This is a genomic window from Psychrobacter sp. DAB_AL43B (assembly GCF_900168255.1).
Taxonomy (GTDB): Bacteria; Pseudomonadota; Gammaproteobacteria; order Pseudomonadales; family Moraxellaceae; genus Psychrobacter.
The window spans coordinates 3,171,821-3,188,543 of sequence record NZ_LT799838.1 but is presented as its reverse complement, the minus strand read 5'-3'; the positions used below and the strand labels follow the sequence as shown (position 1 = coordinate 3,188,543).

Annotated in this window: 11 protein-coding genes; 8 read left to right on the top strand and 3 right to left on the bottom strand. The window is 42.6% G+C overall.

All coding sequences use genetic code 11. The features are described from left to right. Window positions 1-59: 59 nt before the first annotated feature. Window positions 60-1,106 carry a patatin-like phospholipase family protein gene (locus tag DABAL43B_RS13585; RefSeq protein ID WP_079692885.1) on the bottom strand — a complete coding sequence of 349 codons (1,047 nt, stop codon included), beginning with the start codon at window positions 1,104-1,106 and terminating at the stop codon, window positions 60-62. 283 nt (window positions 1,107-1,389) lie between these two features. Between DABAL43B_RS13585 and recG the strand changes: the two genes are divergently transcribed. From recG to DABAL43B_RS13545, 8 genes are all read left to right on the top strand, one after another. Next, window positions 1,390-3,774, top strand: a complete 2,385-nt coding sequence (gene recG, locus DABAL43B_RS13580) for an ATP-dependent DNA helicase RecG (protein ID WP_079692884.1) — start codon at window positions 1,390-1,392, stop codon at window positions 3,772-3,774. Window positions 3,775-4,377: 603 nt separating this feature from the next. Further along, entirely contained in the window at window positions 4,378-5,472 is a 1,095-nt protein-coding gene (locus tag DABAL43B_RS13575) for an OmpW/AlkL family protein (RefSeq protein ID WP_079692883.1), read from the top strand. Window positions 5,473-6,007: 535 nt separating this feature from the next. Further along, the gene (locus DABAL43B_RS13570; RefSeq protein WP_079692882.1) at window positions 6,008-7,372 is read left to right on the top strand and encodes an efflux RND transporter periplasmic adaptor subunit; all 1,365 of its coding nucleotides are present in this window, start codon (window positions 6,008-6,010) and stop codon (window positions 7,370-7,372) included. Further along, window positions 7,369-10,470, top strand: a complete 3,102-nt coding sequence (locus DABAL43B_RS13565; protein WP_079692881.1) for an efflux RND transporter permease subunit — start codon at window positions 7,369-7,371, stop codon at window positions 10,468-10,470. The genes DABAL43B_RS13570 and DABAL43B_RS13565 overlap by 4 nt, the downstream gene beginning before the upstream one ends. Before the next feature lie 308 nt (window positions 10,471-10,778). Then, the gene (locus DABAL43B_RS13560) at window positions 10,779-11,786 is read left to right on the top strand and encodes a DUF1852 domain-containing protein (protein WP_079692880.1); all 1,008 of its coding nucleotides are present in this window, start codon (window positions 10,779-10,781) and stop codon (window positions 11,784-11,786) included. Window positions 11,787-11,829: 43 nt separating this feature from the next. Continuing rightward, window positions 11,830-12,876 (top strand): methionine synthase, encoded by a 1,047-nt coding sequence (locus tag DABAL43B_RS13555; protein WP_079692879.1) that lies wholly within the window; start codon window positions 11,830-11,832, stop codon window positions 12,874-12,876. A gap of 56 nt (window positions 12,877-12,932) precedes the next feature. Beyond that, on the top strand, window positions 12,933-13,448 hold the full coding sequence (locus tag DABAL43B_RS13550) for a flavin reductase (protein WP_079693135.1): 516 nt from the start codon (window positions 12,933-12,935) through the stop codon (window positions 13,446-13,448). Between the two features lie 87 nt (window positions 13,449-13,535). Continuing rightward, on the top strand, window positions 13,536-14,378 hold the full coding sequence (locus DABAL43B_RS13545; RefSeq protein WP_079692878.1) for a sulfite exporter TauE/SafE family protein: 843 nt from the start codon (window positions 13,536-13,538) through the stop codon (window positions 14,376-14,378). 293 nt (window positions 14,379-14,671) lie between these two features. On the opposite strand, the gene DABAL43B_RS13540 is transcribed toward DABAL43B_RS13545, so the two are convergent. Together DABAL43B_RS13540 and DABAL43B_RS13535 are read right to left on the bottom strand one after the other, a co-directional pair. Then, complete coding sequence (locus tag DABAL43B_RS13540; RefSeq protein ID WP_079692877.1) at window positions 14,672-14,923, bottom strand: hypothetical protein; 252 nt, start codon at window positions 14,921-14,923, stop codon at window positions 14,672-14,674. Window positions 14,924-15,494: 571 nt separating this feature from the next. Beyond that, window positions 15,495-15,866 carry an Imm8 family immunity protein gene (locus DABAL43B_RS13535; protein ID WP_079692876.1) on the bottom strand — a complete coding sequence of 124 codons (372 nt, stop codon included), beginning with the start codon at window positions 15,864-15,866 and terminating at the stop codon, window positions 15,495-15,497. Window positions 15,867-16,723: the final 857 nt, after the last annotated feature.

Sequence of the window (16,723 nt, the reverse complement as noted above, 5' to 3'; positions counted from 1 at the left end):
CGTAGCCACTGTGCTTGTCTATCAATTAGAAAATTTCATATTTGAGCTGAGTCTTTTCTTTAACTGGTCTTTTTGTCTAATTGAGTTTTTTCGTGAATTAATTGCTTAATTGCACTGATCTGAGCGGTAGTGGCTTGCGCGCCAGCAGTAATCAAGGCGCTGCGCTGGCTAGTATCTATTGAACTGATGTGACCGACATTGGGGATAATAACAATATCAGCGCGATCACGCTCATGACGCATTGGTATGACACTATTGATGCTTGATTGCTTAGAGACATTCGCAACGTTAGAGGCGTTAAAGGCGTTAAAGGCGTTAAAGGCAATATTGTTTTCAAGAAATCCCCAAAAGCTGGTTAATGAATTAACGGTCGGTATTTTGTTAGTGTTAGAGATATTAGCGTTAGCAGCAGTGACATCAACGGCGATGATAATGTCGGCACCTAAATCACGGGCGCTATCAACCGGCACTAAACTGACCACGCCACCATCGATATATTTTTTGCCGACTTTTTCAGGAATTCGCGGCGCAATAAAAATATTAGGGACACTACAAGAAGCTTGTACGGCAAGCCCAGCATCACCAGTGGTAAAGACGGCTTTTTTTAGTGACTGCTTTTCGGCAGCAACCGCGGCAAAGCTGATTGGGAAACTTTCTATCTTTCGTCCACCAACGTTAGCGTTAATAAAGTTTTTGAGCTTAATACCTTCGATAAAGCCTTGATTAGATAAGGTAAAGTCTGTCAACTCACTATCGGTTATGTCCAGTGCTAAGCGTTCAAGCTGCTTTGCTGTATAACCACTGGCATATAGGCTACCCACCAAACTACCGACGCTGGTGCCGACTACCAGCGTCGGTGTGATACCGTTCTCTTCTAGTGCTTTAATCACGCCTACATGAGCGAAACCTTTGGCACCACCACCACCCAACACTAATGCCACCTTAGGTTTATTCGGCATCAGCGTCTCTGTTGGAGCGACTGGCGTCAAACTATTGCAAGCACTAATAAATAGCCCAAATAAGGTAAGCAGACCAATACGCAATAGTATTAAATAATGAGGGCTTAAATAATAACGATAGGGGTAGCGCATAGAATGAACGGACATAAAAAACCTTATAATTAGCGTCATAAAACAAACCATTGCTGGATGATAGCCTATGAACCCTATTAATTATTTGTTTACTCATAAATCGGCTAGACGTCGTATGACTAAATAGCTTAGCATAAGCCATTAGGTGGTTAGTTATCATGATAATTTAGCGTTATAGCTTAGCGTTTTATAGAGTATTGATTATTATCACATTATAAGACAGCTTATAAAATGCTAGAGATTTTAACATCAGACGGTTGACTCCATATAATTTATATTAACATCGTTAGGATTCTTGATGCCCACATCGGTTAACTCTGCTTCACCTCATTTATCAGACCCTATATCAAAGAATGCATCAAAGCATGCAAGCTCTGATATGGTCGTCTCAGCAATTGATATGCCGGTGACGGCGCTGGCAGGTGTTGGACCAAAAGTAGCTGAGCAATTAACCCAATTGGGTATCGCCCGTATTTTTGATTTGCTGCTACATCTGCCACGTGATTACGAAGACCGCAGTCGCTTAGTATCAATAGGCGATGTGGCTCATGGGCAAGCCGCCTTAATTACTGGTCGCGTCGTGCATGTTGATACCAACCGCAGCGGCATGACAGTGATTGTAGATGATGATACGGGTACGATATCTTTGCGATTTTTCAAGGTTTATCGTGGACTTGCTCAAACTATGTGCTTAGGTACGCATTTGCAGTTGTTCGGTGAAGTCAAAGTCAGCCGTTACGGCAAGCAAATACATCATCCTGAATATCAGATTATCAGCAGCAATGAGACAGTAGTAAATACCGGTTTACAGCCTATTTATCCAAGCGTCAAAGGTTTACATCAAAATAAGCTGCGCACGCTAATTAAGCTTGCCTTGCAAACGGTTCGTAGTCAGGGTCTACCAATGACCTTGTTTACGCCTGAGGATTTTGCAGTCGTTGCTGACTTGCCGTTAGTGCCTTTTGAGCCAGCTAAATTATCGATAACAGAGCCCGATTATCCAGAAGATATCTTCTCAACATTGGCGCGCAGTGTGCCTGACCATACTATGAGTAATAGCGTCAATAGAGCTGATCCATACCTTTATAATGTAAATAATCATGCCAATAATGATGCCAATACAGTCGCTGCTAGTACGGCTAATAATGTCTATAATCTGACGATATTTGAAGCGTTAGTATTACTGCATACGCCGCCTACTTATACCGACGCCGGTCAGCAATATAAACTGTTAACCCAGCTAAGTGCGCGTACTCATGCTGCCTGTCAGCGCCTCATTATTGAGGAACTGACCGCGCATCAGCTCAGTCTATTATATCGACGTCAGCAATTACATCAGTACAAAGCGCCCAAATGTGCCACGCAAAGCCCATTGGCTGATCAGCTATTTGCCGCGCTACCGTTTGATTTGACGGGCGCACAAAAAAGAGTCATGAAAGACATTACTGCTGATATGGCAACGTCCATTCCGATGTTGCGCTTGGTACAAGGAGACGTGGGCGCGGGTAAGACGTTAGTTGCGGCAGGCGCGGCAGGCTATGCGCTTGATAGTGGCTGGCAAGTCGCTGTCATGGCACCGACGGAAATCTTAGCAGAACAGCATTTGGTTAATTTTAAACAATGGTTTGAGCCGTTAGGTATTGGGGTCGGCTGGCTCGCTGGTAAGCAAACGGCTAAGCAGCGCCGAGAAGCGTTAGAAGCAGTGGCAGAAAATACCGTACAAATCGTCGTTGGTACTCATGCGTTATTTCAAGAACAAGTCAAATTTGCTAAATTGGGACTGGTCATTATCGATGAACAACATCGGTTTGGCGTCGAACAACGTATGGCGTTGACCAATAAAGGCGTGGCTGGTAGCACACCGCATCAGCTGATTATGACCGCAACGCCGATTCCGCGCACGCTGGCGATGAGTGTTTATGGTGATATGGATACCTCGATTATCGATGAATTGCCACCGGGACGCACGCCAATTACTACTGTTACCATTGACCGTAATCGCCGTGATGAGGTGATTGAACGTATTGCAGTGAATTGTGAAGCTGGTAGGCAAGCGTATTGGGTTTGCTCACTGGTGGAAGAGTCTAGCGTGCTAGATGCGCAAGCTGCCGAGGCGACTTATGAAGATTTGAGCGAGCGCTTAGATATTCGTATTGGGCTGGTACATGGCAAAATGAAAGGGGCTGACAAACAAGCTATTATGCAAGCATTTAAAGCAGGGCAGCTTGATTTATTGATTGCCACTACGGTCATCGAAGTCGGAGTTGATGTGCCGAACGCTTCATTAATGGTCATCGAAAATGCGGAACGATTGGGTCTGTCGCAATTACATCAATTACGCGGGCGCGTCGGGCGTGGCTCAACCAAAAGTTACTGCGTGCTGCTCTATCAGAAACCCTTATCGGAGACGGGTACTGAGCGCTTAAACGTGTTGCGTGATAGTACCGATGGTTTTGTTATTGCCCAAAAAGATCTAGAATTGCGAGGCCCTGGCGAGCTGTTAGGCAAACGCCAAACGGGTAATATTGGCTATTATTTGGCTGATCTCATTCGCGATGAGCAGTTATTTGCCATTGCTCAGCGGCTCGCAAAACATTTAATCGCAGATCCTGCACGTAAAGCGGATGTCAGCCAGCTCATTCATCGCTGGATGCCGGAAGCCAGTCGCTATACTAATGCTTGAGGCTAACTAATTGCATCTTTGTTTATGGCTAACAGCTAACAATTTCCCATGTTCGTTTGCATATAAATGAGTGTAGCAGTATCTCAGTTAAGAGGTCGTCGCTACTTTTATCCAACCCAGAATTTAGCCCGAAAAATCTAAACTTCGCAGCTTTTTATCATGATCTAGCCTCTTAATATCTGGACTTTTAATTACTAATATTTAATGGGCTATTAGCCTAATAAATCTCTAGTAAAGACCAGTTTTTCTCATCCCATCCTAATTTAAATTGAGAATATAAAGAGAAGTTCTTTGTATTCTTGTCGACGAATATCTACTTATCAGTTCACTAGTCAATGTTGATATATGGCTACTAATGTGGCAGTTTATGCAGTAGATCGCTTTTTTTAGTAGTCTATTGTTTACTTGTATTTTATTTTTACAGTATTTTTTGCGCAAAAATACGCTGTCGAAAATATATGGTAACTAGTAATTTGACGGATTCTGACAGGGAGTTAGAAGCTTGATTGGCTTAATATTGCCAGCTCATGTCTTATCTGTTTAATGATTATCGCTCTATCTAGGCGATTATCTCCTGCATAAATTTTCAGACAAGGATGTCCCATGAAAAAGATTTTAGCACTCACCTGTGCTATCGCTACGCCATTATTTTTCAGCCAATCTGCTTTTGCAGAATTCGATTACTTTAAAACTGATGGTAGCTTCAAACGCTTTTCGGTCTCTGCCGGTTGGTTACATGCTGCTCCGCAAGGCACTGCCAATCCATTGCAAAACACGACAGCCATCAAAGATGGTACTGTCGCTGAAAACGGCAGTGTTAAAGTCAAAACCGTACGAGATGTACTTGTTAAAGGTCAGAAAGGTTTCGGTCTTATAGACGGCACTTTAGGCGCTTTAGGCGCTGAGACGGATTTGTCCAACGTTCTTGTGCTAGGTGATGTTTCTGGTACTACTGAAATCAGTGGCTTAGAAAGCTGGAGTAGCGCTGGCACGGGACTGCAAGCTGACGATGCAGATACGGTAGGGTTGTTGTTTAACTATTACCTTACTGATAACTGGTCGATGGAGTTGAAAGCGGGTATACCACCGAAGGTAGATATCTTAGGTAAAGGACAAGTTTTTGCACCATTAACTGGCAAAGTCAGTCCAAGTGGTATTGCAGGAGGACTGTTGGGTGATTTCGAGATTTCAAAAGATATACCTATCACTAACTTAGAGCAGGGTGATGGTGTGGCTTCCAGTGCTCGAGCATGGTTGCCAGCAGCTGAAGTACATTACCAATTTGGTAAATCTGGAGTCAATAAGTTCCGTCCTTATGTCGGTGCTGGGGTGCTTTACGCCTATTTTAATGACATTGAGCTCAATCCCGGTATTCGTCAAGATTTAGAAATTGCGGGGCATCAGATTCAAAATATTAAAGATAATAAAGCCGGCGCTGCTTTAGAAGATGTGAAATCTGCTAGCGGCATGAGCGTGGATGTTGAAGCAGACAGCGCATTTGCGCCGATCGTTACACTTGGGGCTACTTATGACTTTAATGATAGATGGTTTGGTGTAGGTTCTATTTCTTATGCGAAACTAAATAGCGATACTACTATTACCGTTAAAAATGATGCAGGAGAGGAGTTAATCCGTTCGAGTACTACCCTTGATATCGACCCATATATTACTTATCTCGGCGTAGGATATCGTTTTTAATGTAACGTTTATAAAGAGTTTAAAATATTGGCGTAAATATAACGCACACCTTCAAAAGTGTGCGTTATATTTTTTACGTGACTAATAATCAGTTATGAATGATAAGTGATAAATAGTGTTCATACCCAACCCAAATAATTTGTGTGACGTTCTTACTATTATTTGTCTATATAGCGCCTATTGATGACATATGCTGTAAAAGAATTTTTGCCCTAAAATATCTTTAGAAAATCCCAAACTTACGAACATAAGACACTATATATATAAATAAGAGGATGGCTTAATATATGCTATCCTCAATAAATTTATAGACTATTGTAATAATAAACAGTGTCTTAGAGACCGTTATCAACTTCTTTACTAAATAAGATCTATCGTAAAGCGCTATGATTTTTATTCCAATTGCTTATGACGTTTTATGGTTACTTATTACTGTTACTTACTACTGTTACTACACCTTATTAATCTCAGTTTTTTAGCATCAATATACTAAATATATCAATTTTATTACTGCCCATATTTATAGAGAGTTATCATGAGCGATGTTGAAGACAACAAGCCGCCAGTTGAATCTGAGCTACCACCATACCGTCAATCGGACAGGCTAATAAATAAGCCAGCGTCAAAGTTTCCTCTATGGTTGTTGCCAGTATTGGCAATCGTGCTTGTTATCGGCGTTTTGGTTGGAAAGTACTGGGGTGGCGATAAAGTAGCGACAAATGATTCGCCAGCCTCTACTAATACGCAAAGTAGTGACGGAGAGGTAAATGATGTTAATACTGAACAAGCCGTCCTATCGGTAGAAACTGTGATGCCAAGCCAAGATAATATTGGTAATACCCTAAGTGCTGATGGAACCATCAATGCCAAAGATATCGCCAATGTCAGTGCTAAAGTGAATGGCGTGGCGATTGAGCGTATATTGGTTGAAGAAGGCGAGCGCGTCAAAGCCGGTCAAGTACTGGCAATATTTGATACCGATGCGATGGAGCAGCAAGTCTTGCAAGCTGAAGCAGATGTTGCCGAAGCAGAAGCAACGCTTGCCAATGCCACTGCCGATGCCGCACGCGTCCTGCCACTCATTGATATTGATGCCATCAGTAAACAAGAAGCAGATCGCTATCGCACTTCCAAACTGCAAGCGCAGGCTGCGTTACAAGCATCTAAAGCTCGGCTGAGTACGCAGCGCTTAAGTATCTCTAATGCCAACGTGGTCGCACCCGTTAGCGGTGTCATCAGTGAAAAAATGGCTGAAGTTGGAATGGTTGCGGGTGGAGAGCCATTGTTTACCATTATTAAAGGTGGCATTTTAGAGTGGCGTGCGGATATCGACCCTAAGCTTATCGGTGAGGTTAATGTGGGTACACCGGTGCAAGTTAGCTTGCCAGGCGGCGACTCTGTCATGGGTCAGGTCAGCCGTATCGCACCAACTGCAGATAATAATAGGCAAATCACCATTTATGCCAGCCTCGCTGCTAACGCAAAAGCGCGGGCAGGCATGTATCAAACGGGCGAGTTTTTATTGGGTAGCAGCAGTGCCCAAACCATACCTAATAGCGCTATTGTCAGCAATGATGGCTATGATTATGTGATGCTGGTGACCAATATCAGTACTCAAGACGGTAAAAATACAGGTCGTATCAAACAACAGCGCGTGACATTGGGCGAGCGCTTTGGCGATAGTGTGGCGATTACAGAGCCACTCCCTGCTGAGAGTCGTATTGTGAAGCAAGGCGGTAGTTTTTTAAATGATGGTGACTTGGTACGTATCGTCGATGGTATCAATAAAATGAGCAAGCAAGCTGATGCTGATGCTGATGCTGATGCGAATAAAGAAGCGGTTAATAAGAAAGCAACTGGTAAACAAGCAACTGGCACAGCCACGCAGGCGCGCTCATGAGTTTAAATGTTTCAGCTTACTCGATTAGAAATCCTTTAGTTGCTATCTTGCTGTTTGTGCTGCTGACCTTGGGCGGTATCTATGGCTTTATGAAAATGAAGGTGCAGCAGTTTCCTGATATTGACTTGCCAGCGGTGGTGGTTACCGTCACCTTACCGGGTGCTGCGCCCTCCCAGCTTGAAAATGATATTGCAAAAAAGGTAGAAAACAAGCTTACCAGTATTGAGGGCGTCAAGCATATTCGTACGACGCTACAGACTGGCGCGGCGACTATGGTCACCGAGTTTGTCTTAGAAAAAGACATCCAAGAAGCGGTCGACGATGTACGTTCAGCAGTCGGTGAGGTACGTGGCGATTTGCCAGCCGCTGCCAATGACCCCATTATTACCAAAGTCTCAACATCAGGATTTCCAGTTGTTACTTACTCTGTTGCTGCTGAAAATATGAATGTGGAGGACTTATCTTGGTTTGTTGATGATACCGTCACCAAACGCCTCTCTGACATACCCGGTGTCAGCACGGTCAGCCGTATTGGCGGTTTGCAGCGTGAGATTACCGTCGCCGCTGACCCTATCGCACTGAGTGGCTTGAAGTTCTCTATTGCACAACTATCTAATCAAATTACCGGCATTCAGCAAGACAGCTCAGGCGGTGAAGCCGAAGTTGGTAAAACCACACAAACCATCCGTGTCCTTGGCGCTGTTGAGCGTGCAAGCGAGCTTAATAATTTACAAATAGCTGTTCCTACTGGCGGTACGCAAGCGCTTGGACGTATGGCAGACATCACTGATGGCGCTGCTGACCCAAGCTCCATTGCCAAGCTCGACGGGCAAACGGTGGTTGCGTTTAATATTACCCGCTCGCGTGGTGCTAGTGAAGTTGAAGTAATGGAACTGGTTGACGCCGAGCTTGCTAAGCTGTCTGCAGATGTGGGCAATATCGATATCGAAAAAGTCTATGATCGAGCAACGCCAGTCGCTGAAGATTACCAAGCATCATTACGGATGCTGATCGAAGGCGGCTTGTTAGCGGTGGTCGTGGTGTTCTTGTTTTTGCGCAATATTCGCGCGACTTTTGTTGCTGCTGTGGCGTTACCGCTGTCCGTCATCCCTACTTTTTTGGGTATGTATCTGTTTGGCTTTAGCTTAAATATCATCTCGCTATTGGCATTGTCGCTGGTCATTGGTGTACTGGTCGACGATGCTATCGTTGAGGTTGAAAATATCATTCGACATCTGCGTATGGGGAAGACGCCTTATGAAGCGGCGATGGAAGCGGCGGATGAGATTGGCTTAGCGGTAGTTGCCACTACCTTTACCTTGATTGCCGTGTTTTTACCGACTGCCTTTATGGGCGGTATCGTTGGGCAGTTCTTCCGCCAGTTTGGCTGGACAGCGGCATTATCCATATTTGCCTCTTTAATGGTGGCGCGTCTTATCACACCGATGATGGCGGCGTATATATTGAAACCAGAAAAAAAGCACGTTGAAAAACAAAGCGCGCTGATGGATTGGTATCTTAAAGTGGTCTCGTGGACGCTGGATCATCGCTGGATTACGATGTCTGCTACCTTAGTCTTGTTTGTGGCTTCATTAGCGTTGGTGAAATTACTGCCAACCTCTTTTATCCCTGATAATGATATTGACCAGACGCGTGTATCGATTGAGCTAACACCTGATGTTGCGTTAGAGGACACTGAGCGAGTTGCCGCGCTGGCAAGTGAGCGTATATTGGCCATGCCTGAAGTGACCAATATTTTTACTTCGGTAGGCGAGGCGCAGGCCGCAATGGATTCACCCTCTAGCGGTGGTAAATCCGAGAATATCGCTGGTCTAGATATTGTGCTTGCCCCGAGGGCAGAGCGTGGCTCTAAGCAAGAAATTGAGCGTAAAATTAGTGCTATGTTAGCAGAAGTGCCTGGCGCTCGCTTTACGGTCGGTCTATCGAGTGGCGGTGAGACGGGTTATAATTTTTCTTTAACCAGCACCGACCCGCAACTGCTTGAGCAAACCGCACAGCAGATGATGGCAGAGATTCGTGAGTTACCAAGTGCTGGCGCTGTCACCAGTGATCGCAGTCTACCGCGCCAAGAGTTGACCGTTACGCCAAATAGACTGGCAATGGCGGATAAAGGGGTGACGACGCAAGATATCGCGACGACTTTACGTGTGGCGACCGTCGGTGACTATGAGCAGCGTTTATCCAAGCTTAATTTGGATACGAGGCAGATACCGATAGTAGTACGCTTGCCAGATATCGCTAAGCAAAACGTTAGCCAACTAGAAGGCTTATATGTACCAAGCGCTCTACCAGCAGGACAGGGAGTACGTGTCGGTGAGGTTGCGACGTTAGACTTTGGTACTGGACCTGCGCAAATCAGTCGCCTCGATCGTGAGCGTGCGATTAGCATTACCGTCCAGCCTGCCAATGGTGAGCTTGGTGATTTGGTACAAGCAGTCAAAAATATACCTAGTATGCAAAAACTACCAGCGTCTTTGACTATTATTGATCAAGGCCAAGCAGAAAATATGGCCGAGTTATTCAGTGGCTTTGTGATTGCGATGTCGGTCGGTGTAGTATGTATTTTAGGCGTTCTTATATTATTGTTTGGGCGTATCTTGCAGCCTTTTACCATTTTGATGGCATTGCCGCTGTCTATCGGTGGTGCCTTTGTGGGCTTGGTGATTACCAACAGCAGCCTGTCGATGCCCTCGATGATTGGCTTTATTATGCTGATGGGCATTGCGACCAAAAACTCCATCTTGTTGGTCGATTATGCGTTGATAGCCCAGCGCCGTGGTTTGGCACGTTTTGAGGCCATTATTGATTCGTGTCGTAAGCGCGCGCGTCCTATCATTATGACTACTATCGCGATGGGTGCTGGTATGTTGCCATTGGTATTTGGTTGGGGCGATGCTGACCCAACCTTCCGTCGACCGATGGCCGCTGCGGTATTAGGCGGTTTGGTGACATCGACTTTATTAAGCCTAGTTGTCATTCCGGTGGTCTATACCTTGATGGATGATTTGTCAGGATGGTTTAGTAAATGGTTGATACCGCATGGCAAAGATAAGGAAAGCCCAGTCATCGAAAAATAATCAGTGCTGATAATCAGTGTTGATAATCAGTGTAGATAAAGTGTCTAGGTCAATCACATAGGAAGTGATTGACTGCTCGCTGCTCATTTGAAAAACAGGAAATCAAAAGAGGTTTTTTTGATTTCTCTGGTTATGAATTCTTCGCTATCTCATCCTCTTTCCTACCAACAACTTAATAACATGAATCTTACTCATCTTTAAATTAGATTACATCGTTTTTATTCATGGTTTGGTTTAGGTATGATTACCTCATACACAAATTTGGTTTTATCTCAGATAACGAGATTAGATGAAGGTAGCGAATCACCATGAGTAAAGAATTCACCTGTTCAATTAAGCGCATTCGTTTTGATGAAAACTATCATCCTGCAGACAGCACACGTCTAACGACTAACTTTGCGAATTTGGCTCGTGGCGAGCATCGTCAAGAGAACTTACGCAAAACCTTAAGAATGATCAATAATCGCTTTAACGCCTTGGCACATTCGGACAATCCGACTGCAGACCGCTATTCTGTTGATGTTGATATTATTTCTGCAAACATGGATATTGAAGGCGATGGTAATGAATTCCCTATCATCGAGATGCTAAAAACAACAATTATTGACCATAAAGAAAATAAGCATATTGACGGTATGATCGGCAACAGTTTCTCCTCCTATGTACGCGACTATGATTTTAGCGTCGTACTGTTAGAACATTTCGATAAAAATCCATCATCTCCACCGCCAGAAGATTTTGGTGATTTACACGGCAAACTGTTTCAATACTTATTGAGCTCAGAGGCTTATAAAGCCAACTTTAATAAACAACCAGTTATTTGCCTCAGCGTGTCAACCAGTAAAGCTTATCACCGTACTGCCAACCAGCATCCGGTATTAGGGGTTGAATACCGACAGGATGAGTATTCATTAACCGATGATTATTTCCACAAAATGGGCTTGACGGTTCGCTACTTCATGCCTGCAGATAGTGCTGCGCCTTTAGCGTTTTATTTTGCGGGTGACTTGCTGAGTGATTACACCGATTTTGAGCTGATTAGTGCTATTAGTACGATGGAAACTTTCCAAAAGATCTATCGACCTGAGATTTACAATGCCAATTCTACAGCGGCTCAAGTGTATCAGCCAAGCTTAAAGTACCAAGATTATTCATTGACTCAAATTGTGTATGACCGTGAAGAGCGCAGCCAAATGGCGGTGACGCAAGGAAAATTTACTGAAGAGCAGTTCATCAAGCCATACCAAGCCATTCTTGAAGAGTGGGCGGCAAGCTATGTGGTGACCAACCACACTGTTAAAAAATGCGCTGCTTAACTAGCCGAAATATAGAATACAAATTAATAAGAAGATGAATCACATGACAACATTATCACCGACACCAATATTATTACCGACCTCAACCGCTGGCAGCTTACCCAAACCTTCTTGGTTGGCAGAACCTGAGAAAATTTGGTCACCTTGGGCATTAGAGGGTGAGCAATTGATTGAAGCCAAGCAAGATGCGCTGCGTTTGACATTGCAGGAACAACTGCATGCAGGCATTGATATCGTCAGTGATGGCGAGCAGACCCGTCAGCATTTTGTGACCACGTTTATTGAGCATCTTGATGGCGTCGATTTTGAGAAGCGCAAGACTGTGCGAATTCGTAATCGCTATGATGCCAGTGTGCCGTCTGTCGTTGGTGCGGTGAGCCGCCAAAAGCCGGTATTCGTTGAAGATGCTAAGTTTTTACGTCAGCAAACCAATCAGCCGATTAAATGGGCACTGCCCGGTCCGATGACGATGATTGATACGCTGTATGATGGTCATTATAAAAGCCGTGAAAAATTGGCTTGGGAATTTGCTAAAATTCTGAATCAGGAAGCGAGAGAATTGGAAGCGGCGGGTGTGGATATTATCCAATTCGATGAACCGGCTTTTAATGTGTTCTTTGATGACGTCAATGACTGGGGTATCGCAACGCTAGAGCGTGCCATCGAAGGTCTAAAATGTGAAACGGCAGTGCATATTTGCTACGGTTATGGCATTAAAGCCAACACTGATTGGAAAAAGACATTGGGTTCAGAGTGGCGTCAATATGAGCAAGCCTTTCCTAAATTGCAACAGTCTAATATTGATATTGTCTCACTTGAATGTCAAAACTCACATGTTCCAATGGATTTAATAGAATTGATCCGTGGTAAAAAAGTGATGATCGGTGCAATTGATGTAGCAACCAATACTATTGAGACCCCTGAAGAAGTGGCCAATACGCTACGTAAAGCCCTGCAATTTGTCGATGCGGACAAGCTTTATCCTTCGACTAACTGTGGCATGGCACCGTTGTCTCGCCAAGTAGCCCGCGGTAAGCTTGCGGCTTTAAGCGCAGGCGCAGCAATCGTTCGTAAAGAACTGACTGCCTAAGCGCCATCTGCTATATAAGAACAAGACCAGTGATAGTCAAATTTAGGAGGCACATGATGATTGAAGCAACTGATTTTAGAGACGCCATGTCTTTGTTAACGACCGCCGTTAATGTTGTTACCACAACAGGCACCTCTGGTTGTCATGGTTTTACCGCCTCTGCGGTATGTAGCGTCACAGATACACCGCCCACATTGCTTGTTTGCATGAATCAGACGTCTCGCTCACATGCCCATTTTATTGAAAATAAAATCCTAAGCGTTAATGTGTTAGGCGCACAGCATGAGCAAATATCCAATGCATTTGCATCAAAATTGAGTTCGGAAGAACGATTTGAATATGGCTCTTGGACGCAATTACAAACGGGTGCTCCTGTGTTAGATGATGCATTGGTCAATTTTGACTGTGAGATTGAGCAAGTTCAAGAAGTTGGCACGCATAGTGTCCTTATATGTCGTGTTGTCGCCGTCAGGCACGGCTATCAACAAAGCGGTCAACAAGATGGAACAGATGAAAGTTTGGTTTATTTTAATCGCTCTTACCATCAAGTGGGTCAAGTAGAAATCGTTTAAGTTAACGATTAAATCAGCGCTCGAATTAATTAGCATTTAACTAACATAACCCTTTAACCAATCATTTAACCGAGAAGTAACTATCCTGTGGAACTAATCATTTTCTTAATAATAGGCGCTCTAGCAGGATTTGCGGCGGGGCTATTCGGTGTGGGCGGTGGAACGATTATCGTACCACTATTATTTATCGTCTTTACCCAAATGGATTACCCGGCTGACGTTATTATGCATCTGGCACTAGGCACGTCACTGGCGACCATTATTGTCACGTCTATCAGCTCGTTGATGGCACACAATAAAAAGGGCGCAGTCATGTGGCCTGTTTTTAAAAATCTCGCACCAGGCTTAGCGATTGGTTGTTTTTTAGGGGCAGGCATTGCAGGACAGATATCTGGGCTGTATCTTCAGCTCATTGTTGGTGTATTTTTGTTGTGGGTCGCCTATAAGATGTTGATGGATGGCAAAAAGAGGGTAGATAGCAATGCTACCAATGCTACCAATGCTGGTGATACTAGCAATGCTAATACAGTACTTCCTTCAAAACCTAAGCAATTAGCAGCAGGTGGAATTATCGGTATCGCTTCTGCCATTTTTGGTATCGGCGGCGGCAGCTTGACAGTACCTTATCTCACGCGTTATGGGGTGGTCATGCAAAAAGCAGTTGGCACCTCAGCGGCGTGTGGTTTGCCTATCGCCATTGCCGGCGCTTTAGGCTTTATGATTTTTGGGATGCAGGAGGACATAAACGTGCCCAATACGATTGGCTTTGTGCACATTTATGCCTTTTTAGGGATTAGCATTATGAGTTTTTTCACCGCTAAGCTAGGTGCAAAAGTTGCTCATATACTATCGCCAGAGCTGTTGAAGAAATGTTTTGCTATTTTATTAACCGTCGTAGGATGTTACTTTCTTTATAAAGGGCTGCTTTGATTGGTTATAAATATTACCTATCATACTAAGAGTATTCTAAGTCATTGATAAATATAGAAGCTGTAAATGGCTGATAATAAATACCTATCATACAGGTTTAGTTAATCTCACCTATTGAGCTTAATATCTAGTAATTAGCTATCATACTAATGTTCCCATATTATTGATGGCTTCTATTTTAAACGCTGTGCTACATTTGATTATTTTATTCGTGATATAAGTATTCTTATATATTATTTGATTTACCAAGTACTTTTCTAAGGTTTCTTCAGCATAACTCCATTCTCAGTCATTTACTCATTTTTAATTTGTGAGTAATACTTAATTAGTTTCTCTCTTACTTCTTCAGTAGTGGCAATTCTTCCTTCAACAAAGTCATTAAATATATGACGAGTGTTTGGATTAATCGGGCTATCGCCAACTCCAATACTACCGAGAACGTGCTTGTGAAGAATGCGCCGCTTGGCGATCTCTTCCTGGCTCACTTTCACATTATTTAAAAATTCTGAATTACTTTCATTGTCTTCAATATGGCTCTGTTTCATTCCTATTTCCTTAACATGACTTAATTATATGAGAGATGGTTATAATCAAGGTTGACTAACTATATTCTCGGAAACTGTCTACTGAATTAGCTAAGTTTTTCAGGTTTTTACACATCAAGCCTATCATGTAGCGCGAGCATTTTAGGATGCCTAAATAGCTATAGTTTGTATTAAGCAAACGGACGACGATCTTAAGCTACTTTACTAGTATCTTGCTGCCGCCAGACCTTATAATCTTTCTTAGCAATAGCTGCCATCATATCAAGTAATATTCATTTAATAGTATGTAGAATACACTCATGAACTCAGTGCTATCGTCGCTTTATGGAGCGCTATAAGAGGAATGAAGCTCTTTTAGTAACATGTATTCAGCATCCTGCTGTTTGCTCAAATCTTTAATATTAGAATAATAAGGTCAGCTAGATTAGCAGTCTGTTATAAGTGGTTCCATTATATCAGTCTATTTTAAGTGGTCTGTTAATAGGTTTAGAGGGTAAAATAACTGGTTCCGCTGGGGTATACATTAGGATGACCAACCTCTTACGGCGTCCAATCGTATCTAAACAGGAAATTACTCTAGGTATGGAATATAGTTATCAAACTCCCAATGAAAATATTTTGATAAGTTAGTCGACTGTTCATCTGAATTTTTATTAGAAGTGTTCTCTTCCACTAAAGTTTTAACGAAATTCAGTAAACTATACTTATCAAATACCTTCGTTACGAATACACCCTTTTCTCTAAAAAAAATATCATTTTGCTCGATAACTGCTCTATCAGAGTTTTCTCTATAATCATTTACTAAATTGAAATAGTATATGTCACTCCCAATTTCATTACCTAACAGTAGGTTAACTGTTAAATTGAAATAATCGTCACCTTGTAGTTCAAAATCATCAAAATCTTGATGATGTTCAAACGATATATGTTGTACTGTGAGCATTTCTTAATCCCTCACTTTAAATGGCCGTTTACGATAAGAAGCTTTTATTCAGATGAACTAGAAAACACATAAAATAGTATTAGAACTAGTGACAAAGGCTACGGTTCGATGCCTGTATAGCGCATCGATCATGATTTAATGTAAATTAGTTCGATTATAAGGAAGCTCTAGGCAATAAGCTTTGGTGAATCATTTTATAAATACCCTAGCTTGAGGGAATTTAATATTTACCTGTATTTTAATTACTACAAATAATAAAGTGTAACTCTTCGAACAGTTTATCAATGTCCTCGTCATATATACCTATTTCCTGTACTCGTCTGAATGCAAAGGCAAAGATCCTTTCAATATTAGAGTTGTCGTAATTCTTGCTTTTCACGATATTTTCTAGTTTATCTAACTCTGGAATTAGTACATTATGATTAACTTTGAAAAGAAAGTTGAGTTCGTCTAAGATTCTAATTGCTTCTAATTCATTAAGTTCTGCCTTGCTCATAACTATCTCCAGCTCATTGAAAGTATGTTTCATCTACTTAGCATATAAAAATAATGATCCAAAAGCTCACTGCATGTACACAACTAAGTACACTGGAACTATCTCAGGGAGAAAACCCGTTGGTATCATGAGCCTACAGCCGAAGGTTCAAGTCCTCACTAGGGTGCCATACACTAATTTTTAGCTAAAAAATAATTCATAACTCAGGTCTTATATTAATTTCAGGTAAATTAAAAAGATTTTGGAAGGTGCTAACATGAGATTAATAGAAGTAGATCTTCATTTTTGGGAGCTATATCAAGACCATGAGGGAATGTACCTTAAGGTTAATATATTCTTAAGACTTATAGTCTTTGAAAAA

What these genes read in the sequence shown, in the direction of transcription:
- DABAL43B_RS13560 (WP_079692880.1), top strand. Translation starts at nt 10,779, where the DNA reads ATGAGTAAAGAATTCACCTGTTCAATTAAGCGCATTCGTTTTGATGAA.
- DABAL43B_RS13555 (WP_079692879.1), top strand. Translation starts at nt 11,830, where the DNA reads ATGACAACATTATCACCGACACCAATATTATTACCGACCTCAACCGCT.
- DABAL43B_RS13550 (WP_079693135.1), top strand. Translation starts at nt 12,933, where the DNA reads ATGATTGAAGCAACTGATTTTAGAGACGCCATGTCTTTGTTAACGACC.
- DABAL43B_RS13570 (WP_079692882.1), top strand. Translation starts at nt 6,008, where the DNA reads ATGAGCGATGTTGAAGACAACAAGCCGCCAGTTGAATCTGAGCTACCA.
- DABAL43B_RS13575 (WP_079692883.1), top strand. Translation starts at nt 4,378, where the DNA reads ATGAAAAAGATTTTAGCACTCACCTGTGCTATCGCTACGCCATTATTT.
- DABAL43B_RS13540 (WP_079692877.1), bottom strand. Translation starts at nt 14,923, where the DNA reads ATGAAACAGAGCCATATTGAAGACAATGAAAGTAATTCAGAATTTTTA.
- recG (WP_079692884.1), top strand. Translation starts at nt 1,390, where the DNA reads ATGCCCACATCGGTTAACTCTGCTTCACCTCATTTATCAGACCCTATA.
- DABAL43B_RS13535 (WP_079692876.1), bottom strand. Translation starts at nt 15,866, where the DNA reads ATGCTCACAGTACAACATATATCGTTTGAACATCATCAAGATTTTGAT.
- DABAL43B_RS13585 (WP_079692885.1), bottom strand. Translation starts at nt 1,106, where the DNA reads ATGTCCGTTCATTCTATGCGCTACCCCTATCGTTATTATTTAAGCCCT.
- DABAL43B_RS13565 (WP_079692881.1), top strand. Translation starts at nt 7,369, where the DNA reads ATGAGTTTAAATGTTTCAGCTTACTCGATTAGAAATCCTTTAGTTGCT.